Source organism: Halogranum gelatinilyticum (assembly GCF_900103715.1).
Lineage (GTDB): Archaea > Halobacteriota > Halobacteria > Halobacteriales > Haloferacaceae > Halogranum > Halogranum gelatinilyticum.
In genome coordinates, this window is record NZ_FNHL01000004.1 from 282,109 (window position 1) to 300,793 (window position 18,685).

21 protein-coding genes and 2 tRNA genes are annotated in these 18,685 nt (G+C 64.4%); 12 read left to right on the top strand and 11 right to left on the bottom strand.

Annotated elements, in window-relative coordinates; genetic code table 11:
* Positions 1-55: 55 nt before the first annotated feature.
* Positions 56-1,285, top strand: coding sequence for a proteasome-activating nucleotidase Pan2 (gene pan2, locus BLR57_RS14835; RefSeq protein WP_089698808.1), 1,230 nt, complete (start codon positions 56-58; stop codon positions 1,283-1,285).
* A 95-nt stretch (positions 1,286-1,380) separates the two neighbouring features.
* Here the strand turns inward: pan2 and BLR57_RS14840 are convergent, their stop codons facing one another.
* Positions 1,381-1,902, bottom strand: coding sequence for a PadR family transcriptional regulator (locus BLR57_RS14840; protein ID WP_089698809.1), 522 nt, complete (start codon positions 1,900-1,902; stop codon positions 1,381-1,383).
* Positions 1,903-2,012: 110 nt separating this feature from the next.
* Here BLR57_RS14840 and BLR57_RS14845 point away from each other — a divergent pair, with 110 nt between their 5' ends.
* Positions 2,013-3,533, top strand: coding sequence for a heme-binding protein (locus tag BLR57_RS14845; protein WP_089698810.1), 1,521 nt, complete (start codon positions 2,013-2,015; stop codon positions 3,531-3,533).
* A gap of 70 nt (positions 3,534-3,603) precedes the next feature.
* Positions 3,604-5,178, top strand: coding sequence for an outer membrane protein assembly factor BamB family protein (locus BLR57_RS14850; RefSeq protein ID WP_089698811.1), 1,575 nt, complete (start codon positions 3,604-3,606; stop codon positions 5,176-5,178).
* Positions 5,179-5,189: 11 nt separating this feature from the next.
* On the opposite strand, the gene BLR57_RS14855 is transcribed toward BLR57_RS14850, so the two are convergent.
* Together BLR57_RS14855 and BLR57_RS14860 are read right to left on the bottom strand one after the other, a co-directional pair.
* Positions 5,190-5,378: a hypothetical protein gene (locus BLR57_RS14855; protein ID WP_089698812.1), complete on the bottom strand. Its 189-nt coding sequence runs from the start codon at positions 5,376-5,378 to the stop codon at positions 5,190-5,192.
* A gap of 8 nt (positions 5,379-5,386) precedes the next feature.
* The gene (locus tag BLR57_RS14860) at positions 5,387-6,445 is read right to left on the bottom strand and encodes an aldo/keto reductase (protein ID WP_089698813.1); all 1,059 of its coding nucleotides are present in this window, start codon (positions 6,443-6,445) and stop codon (positions 5,387-5,389) included.
* Positions 6,446-6,743: 298 nt separating this feature from the next.
* On the opposite strand from BLR57_RS14860, the gene BLR57_RS14865 reads away from it, so the two are divergent.
* The 4 genes from BLR57_RS14865 to BLR57_RS14880 all read left to right on the top strand — a co-directional run bounded on the left by BLR57_RS14865 (position 6,744) and on the right by BLR57_RS14880 (position 9,626).
* Positions 6,744-7,664: an acyltransferase gene (locus BLR57_RS14865; protein WP_089698814.1), complete on the top strand. Its 921-nt coding sequence runs from the start codon at positions 6,744-6,746 to the stop codon at positions 7,662-7,664.
* Positions 7,665-7,820: 156 nt separating this feature from the next.
* A complete protein-coding gene (locus BLR57_RS14870; protein WP_089698815.1) occupies positions 7,821-8,126 on the top strand; it encodes a DUF7577 domain-containing protein in 306 nt (101 codons plus the stop codon).
* A 44-nt stretch (positions 8,127-8,170) separates the two neighbouring features.
* Positions 8,171-8,896 carry an Nmad3 family putative nucleotide modification protein gene (locus BLR57_RS14875; protein ID WP_089698816.1) on the top strand — a complete coding sequence of 242 codons (726 nt, stop codon included), beginning with the start codon at positions 8,171-8,173 and terminating at the stop codon, positions 8,894-8,896.
* A gap of 121 nt (positions 8,897-9,017) precedes the next feature.
* Positions 9,018-9,626, top strand: a complete 609-nt coding sequence (locus BLR57_RS14880) for a hypothetical protein (RefSeq protein ID WP_089698817.1) — start codon at positions 9,018-9,020, stop codon at positions 9,624-9,626.
* A gap of 21 nt (positions 9,627-9,647) precedes the next feature.
* Here BLR57_RS14880 and BLR57_RS14885 read toward each other — a convergent pair whose 3' ends face one another.
* Positions 9,648-10,028 carry a secondary thiamine-phosphate synthase enzyme YjbQ gene (locus BLR57_RS14885; RefSeq protein WP_089698818.1) on the bottom strand — a complete coding sequence of 127 codons (381 nt, stop codon included), beginning with the start codon at positions 10,026-10,028 and terminating at the stop codon, positions 9,648-9,650.
* Positions 10,029-10,099: 71 nt separating this feature from the next.
* Positions 10,100-10,300, bottom strand: coding sequence for a hypothetical protein (locus tag BLR57_RS14890; RefSeq protein ID WP_089698819.1), 201 nt, complete (start codon positions 10,298-10,300; stop codon positions 10,100-10,102).
* A 133-nt stretch (positions 10,301-10,433) separates the two neighbouring features.
* Between BLR57_RS14890 and BLR57_RS19035 the strand changes: the two genes are divergently transcribed.
* Positions 10,434-10,622: a hypothetical protein gene (locus tag BLR57_RS19035; RefSeq protein WP_139173371.1), complete on the top strand. Its 189-nt coding sequence runs from the start codon at positions 10,434-10,436 to the stop codon at positions 10,620-10,622.
* Here the strand turns inward: BLR57_RS19035 and BLR57_RS14895 are convergent.
* Positions 10,593-10,663, bottom strand: a tRNA-Gly gene (locus BLR57_RS14895). The two genes, BLR57_RS19035 and BLR57_RS14895, sit on opposite strands and share 30 nt — an antisense overlap.
* Before the next feature lie 177 nt (positions 10,664-10,840).
* Here BLR57_RS14895 and BLR57_RS14900 point away from each other — a divergent pair.
* Entirely contained in the window at positions 10,841-11,674 is an 834-nt protein-coding gene (locus tag BLR57_RS14900; protein ID WP_089698820.1) for an NAD+ synthase, read from the top strand.
* Positions 11,675-11,709: 35 nt separating this feature from the next.
* Here BLR57_RS14900 and BLR57_RS14905 read toward each other — a convergent pair whose 3' ends face one another.
* On the bottom strand, positions 11,710-12,408 hold the full coding sequence (locus tag BLR57_RS14905; RefSeq protein WP_089698821.1) for an enoyl-CoA hydratase/isomerase family protein: 699 nt from the start codon (positions 12,406-12,408) through the stop codon (positions 11,710-11,712).
* Between the two features lie 60 nt (positions 12,409-12,468).
* Between BLR57_RS14905 and BLR57_RS14910 the strand changes: the two genes are divergently transcribed.
* The 3 genes from BLR57_RS14910 (at position 12,469) to BLR57_RS14920 (ending at position 14,426) form a co-directional block, all read left to right on the top strand.
* Positions 12,469-13,131, top strand: a complete 663-nt coding sequence (locus BLR57_RS14910; RefSeq protein WP_089698822.1) for a DUF7114 family protein — start codon at positions 12,469-12,471, stop codon at positions 13,129-13,131.
* A gap of 166 nt (positions 13,132-13,297) precedes the next feature.
* Positions 13,298-13,369, top strand: a tRNA-Thr gene (locus BLR57_RS14915).
* 607 nt (positions 13,370-13,976) lie between these two features.
* The gene (locus tag BLR57_RS14920; RefSeq protein WP_089698823.1) at positions 13,977-14,426 is read left to right on the top strand and encodes a universal stress protein; all 450 of its coding nucleotides are present in this window, start codon (positions 13,977-13,979) and stop codon (positions 14,424-14,426) included.
* Positions 14,427-14,506: 80 nt separating this feature from the next.
* Here the strand turns inward: BLR57_RS14920 and BLR57_RS14925 are convergent, their stop codons facing one another.
* The 4 genes from BLR57_RS14925 to BLR57_RS14940 all read right to left on the bottom strand — a co-directional run bounded on the left by BLR57_RS14925 (position 14,507) and on the right by BLR57_RS14940 (position 18,619).
* Entirely contained in the window at positions 14,507-16,606 is a 2,100-nt protein-coding gene (locus BLR57_RS14925) for a type B DNA-directed DNA polymerase (protein ID WP_089698824.1), read from the bottom strand.
* Positions 16,607-16,612: 6 nt separating this feature from the next.
* Positions 16,613-16,882, bottom strand: a complete 270-nt coding sequence (locus tag BLR57_RS14930; RefSeq protein WP_089698825.1) for a DUF8156 family protein — start codon at positions 16,880-16,882, stop codon at positions 16,613-16,615.
* Positions 16,869-17,546, bottom strand: coding sequence for a hypothetical protein (locus tag BLR57_RS14935; protein WP_089698826.1), 678 nt, complete (start codon positions 17,544-17,546; stop codon positions 16,869-16,871). Before BLR57_RS14935 ends, BLR57_RS14930 begins: the two co-directional genes overlap by 14 nt.
* 71 nt (positions 17,547-17,617) lie before the next feature.
* Positions 17,618-18,619, bottom strand: a complete 1,002-nt coding sequence (locus BLR57_RS14940; protein WP_089698827.1) for a Cdc6/Cdc18 family protein — start codon at positions 18,617-18,619, stop codon at positions 17,618-17,620.
* Positions 18,620-18,685: the final 66 nt, after the last annotated feature.

Here is an 18,685-nt window from a genome sequence, read left to right on the forward strand (position 1 = left end):
GAGGTCCGTCGACCCAAAGGCACATTTACGCGCATCCCAAACCGTGTCGTAGCTAATGTCACGTAGCCCGTCCCTTCCGGAGCGACCACGGCTCGACCTCGACCCGGATATGTCGGACGCCGAGCGACTGGACGCGATGCGCAAGCACTACGCCCGCATCCTCCAGGTCAACGACGAACTCGACGACCGCCTCGACAGCGCGGAGACACGTCGCGACGACCTCCAGGAGGAGGTCGACCAGCTCAAGCGGCGCAACGACGTCCTCAAGAGTTCCTCGCTCTACATCGCGAGCATCGAGGAGGTCACCGACGACGGCGTCGTCATCAAACAACACGGCAACAACCAGGAGGTTCTGACCGAGGTCTCGCCCGCGCTGGAGGGCGACCTCGAACCGGGCGACCGCGTCGCCATCAACGACTCCTTCGCCGTCCAGACGCTGCTCGACACCGAGACCGACGCCCGCGCACAGGCGATGGAGGTCGACACGTCGCCGACCGTCACCTACGACGACATCGGCGGCATCGACGAGCAGGTCCGGGAGGTCCGCGAGGCCGTCGAGGACCCGCTCGTCAACCCCGAGCAGTTCGAGACCGTCGGCGTCGAGCCGCCGGCCGGCGTCCTGCTCTACGGCCCGCCGGGCACCGGGAAGACGATGCTCGCGAAGGCCGTCGCCAACGAGACCGACGCGACGTTCATCAAGATGGCCGGCTCCGAACTCGTCCGGAAGTTCATCGGCGAAGGCTCGCGGCTGGTCCGTGACCTCTTCGAACTCGCCGCCGAGCGCGAACCCGCCGTCATCTTCATCGACGAGATCGACGCCGTCGCCTCCAAGCGGACGGACTCGAAGACCTCCGGCGACGCCGAGGTCCAGCGGACGATGATGCAGCTGCTCTCGGAGATGGACGGCTTCGAGGACCGTGGCGACATCCGCATCATCGCGGCGACCAACCGCTTCGATATGCTCGACGAGGCCATCCTCCGCCCCGGCCGCTTCGACCGCCTCATCGAGGTGCCGAAGCCCGCCGTCGAGGGCCGCGAGCAGATCCTCCGCATCCACACCCGCAACATGAACGTCGCCGACGACGTCGACCTCACGGCACTCGCCGAGGAACTCGACGACTACAGCGGTGCCGACATCGCCTCGCTGTCGACGGAGGCGGGGATGTTCGCCATCCGCGACGAGCGGACCGAGATCCGTCGCGAGGACTTCGAACAGGCGCGGGAGCGGATGGCACTCGAAGACGAGACCGACTCGGACGCGAAGGCGCGAAGCTACCAGTACTGAACTGAGTCGGCGCGGCTGTCGCTGTTCTCTCTCCGTTTCCCGTGCGTGAACACGTAGAACAGTGGCGTCGCCAGTCGGATTCGTAGTTAGCAGCCTCAGCCGTCGAGGTCGAGACCGTTTCGCTCGGAGAACTCTTCGGGCGTGTCGTCGACGCGCTCGAAGGGACCGAAGTCCCGCTCGTGGTGGCGGATGGTCTGTTCGACGATCCACGAGCTGAACGTCTCGTCGAAACACCAGTCGTCGTCGGGGCAGTCGACGCCGAACCGGTCGTCGGTGGCGAAGGCGACGTAGACGTGGTAGAAGCCGAGGATGACGTCGGCGAACTCGCGGGCTTTCGTCCCGCAGTCGCTGCGTTTCTCGGCCAGCTCCTCCCTGCCAGCGTCGGTGATGGCGAAGTACTTCCGGTCGGGTTCGTCCTCGCGTTCGACGCGTTCGGTCCAGCCCTTGTCCTCGAACTTGTAGAGGATGGGGTAGACGGAGCCGTAGGAGGGTTCCCAGTGGCCGCCGCTGAGGTCCTGAATCTCCTTGAGAATCTCGTAGCCGTAGCACGGCTTCTCCTCCAGGAGTTCGAGGACGAGATACGAGATCAGTCCTTTCGGTGGGCCACTCTTCCGCATTGTCGCTTCGTTTCCTGGGTGCTCGTGAAAGGGTTTCGGTCGCTTCGAGCGTGCCGTGGCGACGCGGCGAACACGCAAACCCCATACGAATGCGGGCCAAACCCCAGCGTATGCCGACGGCACCACAGACCGACGAAGGGTGGTACGTGCTGCACGACTTCCGCAGCGTCGACTGGGACGCCTGGCGCGACGCTCCCGAGCGCGCGCGACAGCGAGCCACCGACGAGGGGATCGCCTACCTCGAAGACCACGAAGCCGTCGCCGACGCCGACGAGGGTGCCTCCGCCGTCTTCTCCGTGCTCGGCCACAAGGCCGACCTGCTGGTCGTCCACTTCCGGCCGACGCTCGACGCGCTCTCGGCGGCCGAGCGACGCTTCGAGGGCACTGCGCTCGCAGGCTTCACCGAGCAGACGACCTCCTACGTCTCCGTCACAGAAGTCTCGGGCTACGTCTCCGACGACTGGTTCGACGGCAACAAAGACGACATCGACGAGGGACTGCGCCGCTACATCGAGGGGAAACTGAAGCCCGACATCCCGGACGACGGCTACGTCTCGTTCTACCCGATGAGCAAGCGTCGCGGCGAGGAGTACAACTGGTACGACCTCTCGTTCGACGAGCGCGCCGAACTGATGGCGGGCCACGGCGACACGGGCCGGGAGTACGCCGGCAAGATCAAGCAGGTCATCGCCTCCTCCGTCGGCTTCGACGACCACGAGTGGGGCGTGACGCTCTTCTCCGACGACCCCGCGCACATCAAGGACATCGTCTACGAGATGCGCTTCGACGAGGCCTCCTCGCGCTACGGCGAGTTCGGCCAGTTCTACGTCGGCCGCCGCTTCCCGCCCTCGGACCTCGGAGCCTACCTCGACGGCCAGCCGGTGCCGACGAGCGAGCACGAGAGCCACCACGGCCACAGTGACGCCGCGGGCCACCCCCACGGCGAGAGCGAGGGCCACGACAGCCACGCCCACGCCCACGGCGACGAGGGCGACCACGGCCACGACGACGCGGCGGGACACCCCCACGGTGGCGGCGAGGACGACGAGGAGAGCATCCGCGGCGAACTGGAGGAGCTCAACATCTACGCGGGCAAGCCCCACGGCGAGGACGTGTATGCGACCGTCCTCTACTCGGAGGCCGACTCCGAGGAGCTGTTCGACGAGGTCAACGGCCTGCGGAAGAACTTCGACCACTACGGCACGCACGTCAAGACCGCCGTCTACGAGGCCAACGGGCGCGACCGCGCGGCTGTCGTGAGCATCTGGGAGACCGCGAGCGCGGCCGACACCGCCGCGGGCTTCCTCTCGGAGCTGCCGGGCATCGTCGAGCGCGCCGGCGAGGAGTCCGGCTTCGGGACGATGGGGATGTTCTACACCGTCAAGCCCGATTACCGGGAGGACTTCGTCGAGAAGTTCGGGACCGTCGGCGGCGTCCTCGCGGACATCGACGGTCACCACGACACGGACCTGATGGTCAACGTGGAGGACGAGAACGATATGTTCATCGCGAGCCAGTGGCGGTCGAAGGAGGACGCGATGGGCTTCTTCCGCTCGGACGCCTTCCGCGACACGGTGTCGTGGGGTCGCGACGTGCTGGCGGACCGGCCGCGACACGTCTTCCTGGCCTGACGTCGTTCACATCGGCAGAGACTGGCCAGTATCCGAACGTCTTTTTTCGAGGGCCGCCGACCGAGGAGCCGTGCCCTCCCACGAGTTACACTATACCCGCCGGACAGCCCTCGCTCTCCTCGGAACGACGCTGAGCAGTGTCGGTCTCGTGCAGGCGAGCCAAGAGACGACGACACCGTCGGCGGCGAACGCCACGACGACAGACGCACCGGAGACCAGCGACGCCGCGACGATGTCGGCACCACCCGCACCAGCCCCGACCGGAAGCCATCCGATGTTTGGCGTCGATACCACCCGGACCGGCTACGCGCCCGAGGAGTCCGGGCCGGGTGAGCCAGTGTCGCCGTGGTGGTGCATCGGGGTCGACGGGAGCCGACTCACGCCGATGACACTGGTCGACGGACGGCTCTACGTCGGCAGTCCGGGTGGCGGTCTCCGCGCACTCGACCCGACGACCGGCGAGACGGTGTGGGAAACGCGGTTCGAGACCTATCCGAACGCACCGACCGTCGCCGGCGACCGCCTGTTCACGAGCGACGGGACCGCCGTCTACGCACTCGGGGTCGAGAGTGGCAGGGAACTCTGGTCGAAGCGGTTCGGCGCACAGCTCTGGACATCCGTCCTCGTGGCCGACGGTGGCCCCGGCGACCCGACGCTGTTCGTCGTGAGAGACGAGATTCGCGAATCGGACGGCGACAGCGACGCCGAGCGGGAGCCGGACAGTCCCCGACTGTTCGCACTCGACGGGGCGGACGGTGCGGTTCGGTGGGACGCTCCGCTCGAACACGGACCGCTGTACGGCTCGCTCGCCGCCCGCGACGGTGCCGTCTACGGCGGTGGTAAGTTCGGGCTCGCTGCGTTCGACGCGGCCACCGGGGAACGACAGTGGCACGCGGACATCGGTCGGGCGACGAATCCTGCGGTCGGCGACGGCTCCGTCTTCGTCGGGACCGACGCCGCGACCGTCCACGCACTCGACCCGAACGATGGGAGCGAGCAGTGGGCGGTCGAGCTCCCGAACGCCGGGAGCGAGGAGCGACAGGTCGAGGTGCGTACCTCGCCGGCCGTCGCCGACGGGACCGTCTACGTCGCCGTGACCGACGGGAACCTGTACGCACTGGACGGAGAGACAGGAAGGCAGCAGTGGACCTTCGACGGCGGGACGTGGCTCGACGTCTCGCCGACGGTCGCCGGTGCAGGAACCGACGCGACCGTCTACGTCGGCAGCCGGCAGGGCAACGTCTTCGCCGTCGACGCGGCCGACGGCTCGCTCGGCTGGTCGTATCAACTGACTGGTCCCGTCGAGACGTCACCCGTCGTCGTCGACGGCACGGTCTTCGTCGGCGACGAGGAGGGGCGGGTCCACGCGCTCGTCGGCGAGTCGGTCGCAGTGGAGACAGAAGGCTGTCGCGTCGCCGAGCGGACGCCGACGCCACAGCCGTCGAGCGAGGACAGTGACAACGACGGCGTCCCCGACAGACAGGACTACGCTCCGCGAGACAGCAGCGTCCAGCGACGGAGCGACCTCACCACGGCCGACGAAGAAGAGCCGGGATTCTTCGCGGGCGTCGGCGTCGGGACGGCGGTCGCCGCGTTCGGGGCCGGGACGGGCTGGTGGCTCGGCCAACGTGGCGACGGAGAGTAAAGAGAGCGTCGTCAGTCGTCGGCGCGGACGTAGCCCGCGACGCCCAGCAGCCCACCGAGGAGCGTCGCGAGTGCCCACTTCGGCCCGTCGTCACGGCCCGACGAGCGGGCGTGGGCGACGACACCCGCAGCGAGCACCGAGTGGACGACGAGCGTGACGGTGACGACGACGCCGAGCAGGCGTCGAATCGAGCGGTTCATGGTTCGGCTCAGTCGTCGGCGACCTGCTTGTCGACGCCGGCGGCGCGGATGTCCTCGCCACCCATCGACGACCGGAGGCTGTCCATGCCGTCGGCGCGGTCGATGCCGAAGTTGTCCTGGTAGAGTTCCTCCACGCGCTGAACCTCCTCGTCGGAGAGTGGCGGCGTCTCGGAGGCAGCGGCCCACTCGCGGATGTCGTCGGCGGTGTAGAACGTCGGCGTGACGGAGGCGACGGCGTCGTGGCTGAGGAGCCACTGGATGGCGGCCTGCCCCATCGTCCGCTCGCCGTCGCGTTCGAGGAACCGCAGGGTCTCGAGTTTCTCCCAGCCCGTCTCGTACCACGCGTCGGGGCGGAAGCCGCGGTGGTCGCCAGCTTCGAGTTCCGTGTCGGGCCGGACGTGTTCGTTCAGCAGTCCCGAGGAGTGCGGGACGCGGGCGATGACGGAGGTATCCGCGCCAATCTCCTCGATGTGGTCCAGTGCGTGGCGGCCCGGCGTCTGCTCGAAGACGTTAAAGACGGTCTGGAGACCGTCGAAGTCGAGGTCCGCAGCGGCCTCGTGTTCGGCCAGCCAGCCGATGGAGGGACCCATCGCCCAGCCGAGTGCGTCGACGACGCCCTCCTCTCGCAACTGTTCGAGCGTCTCCATGACCTCGGGGGTCACCTCGTCGACGTTGGCGTTGTGCAGCTGGAGATACTCGATGTGGTCGGTGTCGAGTCGGTCGAGGCTGCGCTCGACGCAGGTCCGAATCCAGTCGGGCTCGAGGTTCTTCGGCAGTTCGCCGTGACCGGCCTGGGGATGGTTGTAGAAGTCGTAGCCGATTTTGGTCCCGAGCGTAATCTCGTCGCGGTACTCGTTGAGTGCCCGAGCGAGCAGCTTCTCGCTCTCGCCGTGGCCGTAGACGTCGCCCGTGTCGAAGTAGGTGATGCCCTGGTCCAGCGCGAGTTGGACCATCTCGATGGTCTCCTCGTCCGAGCGGTCGCCCCACCAGTCCGTCCCGACGACCCACGCGCCGAAGCCGACTTCGCTCACTTCGATGCCGGAATCACCGAGCGTACGGTAGTTCATACCTAGGCCGTAGCTTCCCGGCCACTTAGCCGAAACGGTTCGCCGGAAAACCCATGCTGTCGTGTGTCGTGTCGACCGGGAATCGCCTCCGACAGCCCCCGACAACCCCCGACAACCCCCGACAGCCGCGCCATCACTTCCGTCTCGGAACGTCCCGGTGCACTGTTCAGCCCAACGCACCGCACCGGGGGACGGACGCTGGCCGTCCAGAAGGAGGCAAAACCGGCCGCCAGCGTCGGGGTCTGACGCCTCCGTTACACACCCGAATTCATATGGGTAGCCCCACCGAACAGCCCCCATGACCAAGCGCCACGTCTCCCTGCCCGAGGAGGCAGAATCCGGGCTACAGGCGTTCATCGACGAGGTCGACGAGCGACTCTCCGGCGACGAGAGCACCTGTACAGTCGTCGAAGACACGCTTATCGACCTCTTCGGCGACCGCGACGCCTACGAGCGGTGGCAGGCTGGTGCGGACGTCAGCCCCGCCGAGCGCGTCCGACTGCAGGGCTACGACCCCTGTAACTCCACACTGGAGTCCGAATACTACGCCGAGAAGGACGAAGAGCGGTACAAACGCTCGAAACATCTCCAGTGGCTCTGGCGGCAGTTCGACGCGACGCCGATGGCCGACAACGTCGAGTTCGCGCTGCGGTTCCGCCAGATGCTCGCGAACCATCTCTTCGACGAGGCGGGCGACAACCTCCGCATCTTTAAGGGCGTCTCCTTCTCCTACGGCCACAACATCTCCATCGGCGACAACACCGTCGTCCACGACAACGTCCATCTCGACGACCGCGGCAAACTGACCATCGGCAACCGGGTCTCTATCTCCGACAACGCCCACCTCTACAGCCACGACCACGACGTCGTCGACCAGACCGAGGTGCGGAACTTCCACACCGTCGTCGAGGACGACGTCCGGATCACCTACGACGCGATGGTCCGCGCTGGCTCCCGCGTCGGCGAGAACGCCATCGTCGGTGCCCGCGCGAACGTCCAGGGCGACGTACCCGCCCACCACATCGTCGTCGGCGCGCCCGCACAGAGCGTCAAGATCAAGCCCGGCTTCGAGGACGAGGCCGAGGAGATCGGCGACGGCAAACTCGTCAGTCGCCAAGACGAACGAGAGATTCCCTACGACCTCCCCGAGAACTTCGAGCCCTTCGACGAGTTCCAGCGGGACGTCGGCGGTCCCGTGACGCCGCACAAGCAGCCCTGAGTCTCGAACGGCGGACGGCAGACTGTTCTCGGGTCCTGTCGCTCGGTCCAGTGATTCGACGTGTAGCGGTGGCAACGGCGGTAGACGACCGCTCCGACCGACGTGAGTCGTCAGTCGACCGAAGCAACAAAGTTCCTTGAGAACATAGCACATGGTATGGAGTGGTTCGCCTGGGTCGCACTCTACGCCGTGGCCCTCGTCGTGTTCCAGGTCCTGGTCTACAGATATCTGTGGACGCAGGAGGAGCCGTTCGAGCGGCGGACCGCCCGGTCCAGCGAAAGCGAGGGACCGGAGCGTGCCCGACACGTCGGTCCCGAACCCTCGACGGGCGTGTGGACCGAGTCGCGGCCCGCCGACGTCGACGGTCTCACCGGCGACCGCAGCTGCCCGCACTGCGGTGAGACGAACGAGCCGGAGCCGATGTTCACCTTCTGTCGCAACTGCGCCGGGCGGCTGGCGTAGCTTCCAACGCCTCCCTTTTCACTCTCGTCGTCGTAGCCGCGGCCATGTCCCGCAGTATCGCCATCAACGTCGGAGCCAACACCAACCAGCCCGGCGTCCGCGGCCCGATCTACGCCGACGGCCGCTTCGAGTACGTCCCGATTCCCGAAGAGGAGCCGACGAGCGAGTCGGTTCCGACCTACGCCGACCTCGACCTCGCCGTCGACCTCCCCGACGGTGCCGCCAATCTACCAGTTCACCTCGACCCGGAGTTCGCCGAGTATCCGACGTGTGACCGCTACACCTACGGCGACGACCACGGCGTGAAAGCCGGGCCGCTCTCGAAACTCGACCCCGGCGACTCGCTGTTCTTCTATGCGACGCTGACGTTCCACGGCGACGAAGCGGGCGCGGCCGACTGGGTCACCCCGGACTGGGGGACCTACCTCATCGGCGAGTTCCGCGTCGTCCGCGCGGTGACGGGCGACGAGTACGACGCTCTCGCTCCCGACGAGCAGGCCGTCTTCGCCAACAACGCCCACGTCAAACGCGACCCGTTCGACGCGAAGGTCCTCGTCGAGGGCGGCGAGGACTCACGGCTGTTCGACCACGCGGTCCCGCTCTCGACGGCCGAGGCGGGCGTCGACGCGAACCGCCTCGTCACCGAGCTGTCGAACGACTCCGGCAAGGGACCGTGGTGGCGACGGCGGCTCTGGTTCGACGAAGGAGCGACGAGCGAACTCCGCGCGCTGGTCGACGCGTGGCCCGAGGGCGACGTGTCGGCACCGTAGTCACGTGTCGGCATCGTGGTGACACGTCGGCATCGTAGTGACGGTCGAAACCACATGACGTGTCGGAGTGAAGACACCCACCGACAGACGAGGTTATCCGTGCAGCACGCTAACAGAAGTCATGTCTACAGCCGCAGGTGACGGGACGACGAACGTCGAGCATCGGACAGTCCAGGGACGCGAAGCGCGGGTGTACAGCGTCCCGGACGAACTCTACATCGAGTGGCGGCCGGGCAGACCGGTCTACTTCGGGGTGAAAGTCGGCGACCGCATCAAGGACGCCGACCGCGACGTCGAGTCGGCGCACATCACCGAGTGGGAGGTTGTCGAAATCACGCCCGAGCAGGTTGTCGGCGTCGACGAGCGGACCGGCGAGCGGACGGTGTGGGAACGCCGCGAACTCGAACAGGGGCTGTTGCTCCGCCGCTACGCGACGAACCTCTCGGGGTTCGCGACCGTCGTCGTCCACACGGTTGGCAACTGGGGGGCGTACGAGGCAGCCACCGAAGCCGGTGAGCCGGCCCGCGAACCCTGTCTCGGCGTGGTCGTCTTCGGCAACAACGGCGAGAAGTACGGCCGTCGCTACCGCTTCATCGAGCCGGGCGAGACCGCCGAAGTCGAACTCATGGACGAGGACCCGAGCATCGAACGGCTCTCCCCAGAGCTACGGGCGAAACTGGACGAGACGGTCGCAGAAGCACTGAGCGAAGACGGCCACACGGTTCGGTAACGGCTCGTTTTTCCGCAGGACTCACACGACCCGGACCGTCACCCGTCGCGTCCGCGGCCCGTCGCACTCGACGAAGAGCACTGACTGCCACGTCCCGAGGTCGAGCGTGCCGTCGGTGACGGGGAGGGTGACGCTGTTACCGACGAGCATCGCCCGGAGATGCGAGTCGGCGTTGCCGTCGAGTTCGTCGTGCGCCCAGCCCTCGTCGGCCACGGCGTCGGCGAGGTAGCGTTCGATGTCGCCGACGAGGCGGCGTTCGTGCTCTTGCAGACAGACACCGGCGGTCGTGTGCTCGACGAAGACGAGAGAGAGACCGGTCGCCTCGGCTGGGACGGCGTCGGCGACGCGGTCGGTGATGTCGGTGACGCAGAGTCGCTCGTCGGTCTCGACGGTGAGTTGCATACTGGTGAGACGGGAGGGAGTCAAAAGAGTGTGTGTCGTCGGAGTCTCGCGCTGGAGGCAAAGAGACGGGTTCAGAGCGGTGCGAGCGGCTCTTCGTAGGCCTGCAGGAGGATTTCGGTGATCTCGCTCTTGTTGTGGCTCGTCATCAGATGCACCCGTAGGTCGGTCCGCGTGCCGTGCGCGAGCTCACAGAGTGGGCACGTCGAGAGTTCCCCTCCCGTCTCCTCTGTCGGTTCGACTCCCCTCTCCTCGGTGAGTTGACTACTCAACATGGTCTTGAGCAAAAAATGGCCGCGAGAGGCAATATAATTTCGCCCACGTGCTAGGGAAGTGAAATGTATTCAAATCATAGACAGTTGTCGGAAGGTACAATCCTGCGAAGGCGTGGAACGAGTGGGTCGGCAAATGACCGAAGGGAACGTGCTGCTCGTCGGTTGGTTCTCGGGGAAATGCGCCGACCGGGAATCGAACCGGAGCCAGACGGTCGTTCTCACTCCGCTCGAACGCTGCGACTGGCAGGGTTCGGATTCCCTGCGCATTTCGTCTCACTTCGTTCGACAGAAATGCGCCGACCGGGAATCGAACCCGGACTAGTGGCTTGGGAAGCCACTGTCCTACCATTGGACCATCGGCGCGCTCGTTGTCACGCTCCGAGACTCACCTCACAGCGTTCGGTGACCCATCGGTGCTCGGCGCACCACAGCCTACCCCGGCCCGTCACTTGAATATAGCGTTTCTCCGGAATGGACACGTGTCCAACTTCCGCGAGTCGAAAGGTGGCTATTAGTCCTCGCGCTCCGAAGAACGCTGTAATGAGCGACCACCAGTCCGTCGTCTCCGACGCCGCACCACTCGACCTCCGGCTCTCGGAGGCAGAACTCGAAGCCACTCGCGACCATCTCGTCTCGTTTATCCGCGACACCGTCGAGAACGCCGGTGCCGACGGTGCCGCGCTCGGTCTCTCCGGCGGCATCGACAGCACGCTGACGGCCTATCTCACCGTCGAGGCACTCGGCGAGGACGGTCTGCACGGACTCGTCATGCCGAGCGAGGTCAACACCGACGGCAACATGAGCGACGCCGAGCGCGTCGCCCAGGAACTGGGCATCGAGTACGACGTCATCGAGATCAACCCCATCGTCGACGCCTTCTTCGAGGCCTATCCGGAGGGCAAAGACGACCAGATGGCTGCGGGCAACGTCCGCGTCCGCTCGCGGGCCGTCGTGAACTACTTCGTCGCCAACCACGAGAACCGCATCGTCCTCGGGACCGGAAACCGGAGCGAGGCGATGACGGGCTACTTCACGAAGTACGGCGACCAGGCGGTTGACTGCAACCCCATCGGGACCCTCTACAAACAGCAAGTCCGGCAACTCGCCAGCCACGTCGGCGTCCCCGACGACCTCGTCATGAAGACGCCCTCCGCCGAGATGTGGCTGGGCCAGACCGACGAGGAGGAGATGGGCCTGACCTACGACACGCTCGACGCGGTGCTCGCACTCCACGTCGACGGGCCGCTGTCGACGTCGGCGACGGTCCGCGAACTCGATGTCACCGAAGAACAGGTCGCCCGCGTCGACGAACTCGTCGCCACGAGCGAACACAAGCGCCATATGCCGCCCGCACCCGAATCGCTGGACCTCTGAACACTACGGCCACGACCACGACCGCACAACCGACGCTACTTCTTCTCGCGGTCGGCCGCGATGTCGGCAGCGTAGGCCTTGACCAGCCGGTCGAACGCAGCCGCCTCGGCCGCCTCCTGCTCCTCTCGTGGACGGTCGTCACGCATCCGTGCTTTGACCACCCGGAGTGCGTCGGCTTTGTTGGCCGCGACCTCCTCGGCGACGGCCTTCGGGTCGTCGACGACCCGCGAGACGAGTCCGAGACGGTTCGCCTCCGCGGCGTCGACGACACGGCCCGAGAGCGCGAAGTCGAGCGCGTCGCCCTCCCGCAGGACTCGCGAGAGCCGGACCGTCCCACCCCAGGCACCGAACAGGCCGAACTTCACGCCCGGCTCGGCGAACGTCGCGTCCGGGGACGCGACCCGGATGTCGCAGGCGAGGGCGAGTTCGACGCCGCCGCCGCGGGCCGCCCCGTCGATTCCGGCGACGACGACGCTCGCCGAGTCCTGCAGTGCGTCGGCGACGCGTTGGCCGTGGCGGGCGAACGCCGCGGGGTCGTCGAGGGCGGCGACGGTGTCGAGATCCGCGCCCGCACAGAAGGCGTCGCCCGCGCCGTGGAGGTAGACCACCGACGCGTCGGTGTCGGTGACGGCAGCCTCCAGTGCGTCGAGTTCGTCGGGCCGGAGGGCGTTGCGTCGCTCGGGTCGGTCGATGGTGACGACCCGAAGCACTCCCTCGTCTGTCGTGCGAATCACGACCCCACGTGTCGCCCACTTTCCAAAGGTCTTTGCCCTTGCCGTCGCTAGACGACTCCAATGGAAGATGCCGTGCGGGCCCGCGATGCCGCGCGCGAGGCGCTCGCCGATATCGAACCCGAAGAGCTCCATGCGGTGCTCGACGGGCGACTCGTCGAGACCTCCATGACGCCGGGTGTCCTCACCCTGACGAGCGCGCGGGCACTGGACCCCGTGGTCGACCTCGACACGATCGCCGAGCGGGCCGCTGGAGTCCAACTCATCTACGAAGGACTCCGTCTCACTCGGACGCTGGCGCACGACGAGCCGTGGCTCGCTGCCGCCGACCTCGACGCCGACCTCGATGCTGACCTCGACATCCTCGCAGCCGACGTGCTCGTCTCCCGCGGCTTCTACCTCCTTGCCCGGACGGAGGCCGCCGCCGAACGCGCCGTCGAGACGGTCCGTGCCTTCGGCCGCGACCAGACTCGCCGCGAGTCCACGGACGAGAACGCCGACCTCGACCGCAATCTCGAAGCCGACATCTTCGAACTCGCCGTCGTCGCCGGGACGACCGCCGTCGGCGGCGAGACGCCGAACGCTCTCTTGGAGTACGCCGCCGGTCTCGCTCGCGACTACGACGGCGAGCTACCACCGGCGGCGGTGGTGCTCCCCGAGACGACCGCCGACCGGATCGCCTCGCTCTCGGGCGACGACCGCGTCACCTCCGTCTCGGACCGGTAGGTGAATGAGTCAGTTCGTGCCGATGCTTCACTCCCGCCGAGTGTCGACGACGGCGCGGGGGATGGTACGACACCGCACGGCACTCTCGACGCGTTTTCACCAGATTCTTATATACCACCGAAGTAGAACTGGATGCGTAACAGCGCGTGCGGGAACACCGCAACGTGCCTGGGTAGCTTAGCGGTAAAGCGCGTCCTTGGTAAGGACGAGAGCCCGGGTTCAAATCCCGGCCTAGGCTTCTCTTGTGCCTCAAGCCTTCTAGAGGCATTTCTTATTTGGGCATTATGTAGTCAACCAATCCAAGAAAGGTCGTTCCGACTTGTTGATTGGATGGTGCTGACTGGACATCTATCCTCCAACCGGCGACACGACGACCACGTCACCCACCTTCGGAAACAAACGAAGTTATGCTGCTGAATGCACCCGCTAAGTTCAGCACGCCACTTCCATCATCTTTTGAGGATTTCAACAAGCCAATCACAACGACGGAGAGAGTGTGAGAACCGCCGAAAAAGAATATTATCTGCATTCGGCAGTTCACTCCGAGTGTACACTCCCTCCTTCCACCCGCAATAATAGTATAGTAAAGAATCAACCCCACCCGAGTGTGCGAAACCGGACACCACCGACACGCAGCGATTGAATCCACTGAGTGCAACAACAGCCCATCTCACCCACTCACTGGAGCAGAACTGTCCAACACGATGCAGACACCAAACCCCAACAACGACGCCGTCAATTGAACACTCGGTTGCCGTCCTGCTTTGCAGTGAGACCAACCTCCAACAGTGTGTGACAAGAGCTGTCGCTCAGTTTTATTGTCATCATCTTCGAAGTTCAGATGTATGTACGACCGAATCTTGCTTTCGACGGACGGGACAGTCGCCTCCACAGAGGCTGAGAGTCATGCACTGACTCTCGCAGCCGCGCACGATGCTACCCTTCACGTGCTCTACGTCGTCGACGAAGATGTCGTAACTGCGTACAGCGGTGACGAATACGTCGACGAAGCTGAGGGTCCCGAACATGGGCTCGAAGAACTCGGCGAGGAGACGCTGTCGGACCTCCGTGGTCGCGCTTCCGAGGCAGGCGTTGAGATCGAGACAGTGATGGAGCATGGCCACCCCGCTGAGACGATCGTCGGGTACGCAGACGAGATCGATGCGGACGTGCTCGTCCTCGGGACCAAACGGCGACCGGACGAATATCGTGCCCTACTCGGTAGTGTCACGGACAGAGTCCTCCGGTTGACGACCCGGCCAGCAACCGTGGTCAAAACTGAAGTCAAAGAGTAGCTGTCGCGCGGTCACAGCGACGGTACGGCGGACTCAAACTGGTAGTTTCGAGGGAGTATGACCGGTTTTTGGACGCACTACTAGAACGCTTGCAGTGAGACATCCTTGTGGTCAGCAAGATACTGCTCGACGTCTCCCTCTCGCCACCCAAGCGGAGAAAGAACGCTCTCAGCGGCCCGAAGCAGTTGAGCACGATAGAAGTCGACATCATACTCGTCCAAGCCCTCGGAGGCGAGCGCAACGCGATCGGATGATTGCTTGCTGTCGTCGACGACGACGTACTCGACATCCTGTCCCGGAGAGCGCGTCAGTCCCCGATTCTCTACTCGCTCAAGTGCGGCAACGTTCCGGGTCGACTGCGTGTAGTCGTCGAGCGGCTTCGATACGCGGTTCTTGACCACGAGGTCTTCGACATCAACTTCTCCTGTCTGGATCTTCTGAATCCAGCGTTTCAGTCGCTCACAGACCCCCTTTATATCCCGGTGCTCGTCGAGTGCCGCAATCAGGTCCTTCTGCGCGTCCTCGATGAACTGAGGTGTGCTCCGTTGGCGGCACTCGATACCTCTGAACTTGTAGTCGTCGTCGCCGTCAACCTTACCGAAATACTTCGTTAGGGCACCCGCTTCGGAATTTCGCATCGGGACGAACGCAACCCAATCGTAGTGAGCCTCGTGCTCTAACCGGATGTCAACAGCTTCCGTGACCGTCGCTGCCAGTTCATCGAGCGGCGTCTGCTCTTCACCCGCCTCGGGTGTCACCCAGACAGAGTCGACGATCCCGTGGACGACGCGCCACCCGTGAGCTTCGAGCGTCTGCTTCGTGTCGAGCAGTATCTCACGGGCGAAGGCGTTGATGGCCTCATGACATTCGATACGGCCGAACTTCGCGTTCGAGAAGCCCTGATACCCGAAGCAAGAGACGAGAATCCACTTGATGGCACTGGATTGTCCTTCCAACTCTGCGGCTCGCTCGGGGTCGTTGGTCTCGCAGAGTTCCTGCTTGATCGCATCACGGTCAGCAATGAGCGGCCCCAGAACGGCCGGCAGATACCCACGTTCGTCGCAGATACAGTAGCCGAGACCGGGAACATCGTCACGACCGGCATGGCAGTCGCACCGAATCTTCTCGGGACTCACGTTGCGCGTGACGATGATGTTCGGATAGAGCGACGAGAAGTCTAGCTCGTGGACGTCCTCATGGACGCCGACGTCGGGAGCAAAGGTGAACCCACCCCGATCAGCTTCGTGGAGCTGGCGCATCGTCTTGAACTGCTCGTGACGCCACGAATGCCACGGGACCAACACCCCACGTCGACGAGCCTCTCGAATCTGAATCGCGGTGAGGATGTTGCCGATAGAGGCCCACGCGAGTTCTTGCAGTGGTTTCCCTGACTGCTCGATGAGGTAGAGACAGCCATCAAGGTTCGACTGCGACCAGAAGAACGTGTTCGAGCGGTCGATGATGGCCCGTCCGGGTAGGTTGTATCGCGCTGGAGAGTGGCCGACTTGGCCATAGCTCGCATAGGTAGAGTCACCAGCGAGCTGTTGCCAGCCGGGGAGTCGTCCGAGTTGGAACTCATCGAGGTCGAGCCGGTCAGCTGCCCGGTACAGTACCGGGACGACCTCGCTGGTGTTCAGCATCAATACGTCCGGGTCTTCTGCGTCGACGATTCGGTCGAGGTCGGTGAGTACCGTCTCCGGGTCTCCTGTGAGTGGTTCGTCGTCGACGACGACCTCAGTAGGTTGCTCGGACGCCAACACTTCCTCGTCGACGGTGAGTTCCAGCACAGTCGGCTTCCGAGCCGGGGTCGGGGAGATACCCTGCTCCAGACAGTACCGGAACTCGCGTGAGAAGTCGACGTTGTAGAGCCGATAGTCACCCGGTGCGCCCCAGCCAGCGATCTCGTGGGCGAGTGTGGTCACGGCATCCAGGCTGTCGACGTCGACACGAAGAACCGGGCTGGGATCGTGGCGGAAGCTGACGCGCTCCTCAACACGCCTGGCGTGGGTGACGTTCGGATGCTCTCGGAGCGTCGCATAGACCTCTGGAAGGTCTTTCCCTCCGTGAACGGAGACGTACAGCGTCGGGGTGTACGACTGGGTGCGCTCGTGCGTAACGCCGTCCTCGGTGAGCGTCCACTCAACGACGTCACCGTCGAGGTAGTCGACTTTGAACGGCATGGCTGCTCACCGCATCGTTTGCGAGATGGCGAGTTCCTCGACTGTCCGTTCCAGGTCAGCGATGCGTCGTTCGTGTTCGACGAGAATCGACATCAGGAGCGGTATCTCGACCGACTGGTGGTTGAGATAGCCAGCTGCATCAGCGTGTGCACGCCCATGTTCGAACAGCCGATCGAAATGTTCTCCGTCGTGCTTGCGAAGGGCGCGGCGGTACGAGGACCACCGTTCCTCGGTCCCCCGAAGCATATCGCGGTACGTCGGATTAGTGCGACCCAACGGTACTCACCTCCGGAGTCGTCGCCGTCGAAAGAGCCGGGTGCCGTTCGGTGAGCACACGCTGCCAGAAGGCAAGCGTCGTCTGGACGAGTCCCCCGTCGACCGGGTAGACGAGCGTCTCGAACTCCTCACCGGCGAAGCGGGGCCCGAACTTCGTCATCTCACAGCTGACCGTGTGTTCGGCAGCCGAGCGCAGCGGGGCAGTCAACGAGTCAGCCCGATACTGGGTCACGACGACTGGGACGTCGTACTCGTCGACGACATCGCCGACGAGGTTGAGGCCCGCAGTCATCATTCGCTTTCCTTCGCTACGCCGGACGTCGTCACCGCGGTAGAACGCGTCGAACGACGGGAGGACGACGAGAGAGGTGTCGTTGTCGACTTCGTCGGCGAGGTCGCGTAAGAGGCTCTGGTGTTGCCACGGCGTGAACGCTCGGGCGACGTGAATCCGTTCGAGCGTCCGCATACTTGGAGCGACCTGTGCGAGTGTGCGGGTCGTACTGTTGCCCTTTGCGTCGACCCAAACAGCCGATCCGTCAGCAACGAGGATGTGGTCGAGCACGAGCGACTGCAACGCGCCCGTGAGACGGTCGTCCGAATCGAGCAGCGTCAGCCCCGAATCGAGTGTCGGGAGTGCTGGCGTGTCAGGCGGTCTGTGGTTCATCACAGAGACACCGTTCACCGGAGAGACACATAGGCAAGGGCGAGCAGCTTCCGATTCTTCCGATAGCGGGTTCAGCGGACTCGGTAGGTGCGTGCACGGTTCTTGCCCTCGGAGACGATGAGCCGGTACTGGTCCATCTTCGAAAGGTAATTTCTGACTGTGCGCTTCGTCTTCGGTTCATCGACAGACTCCGAATAGCGGTCGTACAGCTCCCCCGGCGACAGTTCACCTTCCTCCTGCAAAATCTCGTAGAGGGCGTGCTGATGTGGCGTCAACTGGTTCACCGCTTTCTGTCGGACTTCCTGCTTCCCACCCGGGATGGCATCGTGGAGAATGTCGTTGGTAATCTCCTCTGCACCCTCCTGGTCGGCCCGTCGCGCCGCGTTTCGCAAGATACCGATTGCGACCCGTGCGTCGCCGGCAGCACCGTCGGCGATGAGCGCAAGTTGTTGCTTTCCGATAACGTCTTCCGAAAGTCCCCACCGGACGCGGGCTTCGAGGATTGAGATGAGCTCGTCGAAATGGTACTTCTCGAAGTGGATCCGTGTACAGCTTTGAAGCCGACTTGTCAGTCGCCCATCGAACTGTGAGAAGAGGTCGTTCTCGCGGTTCGCCATGAGGATCATGGAGATGTTTCGCGCACGGTAGAGATCGTAGAGAACACTCATGTCCTCCAGCTGGTCTGCCTCGTCGAGAATGAGGACGTACTGTGGCCCATCGTACTGTTGAATCCGGTCGAGTAGTTCGTCTTTCGGCGTCGACCGTCGGTGGATATCGACCGTCTTTCCGATGCCCTCGAGAGCGCGGTACAACACCCGAAAGCGTGTGTAGTCCTGCCAGCAGTTGATGTACTGCGAGTTGATGTCGAGGACGTTCTCCCGCAGCTTTTCCACGGTAAACTGGGCGATACAGGTCTTTCCTGCACCCGAGGGGCCGGTGAGCAGGGTCGTCTGGGCGGTCTCACCATCCATGATCGGCCGCAACGAGTTCGAGAGGAGGTTTACCTCCTGGTTTCGATGCTCGACTTTCCGTGGGATGAACTCCGACTGTAACACCCGAGCATCGGTAATCATTGAGTAGCCGTTCAGACCGAAGCTCAATAAACGGAACCGGGTCGTTTCCGATAGTTCCGATACGAC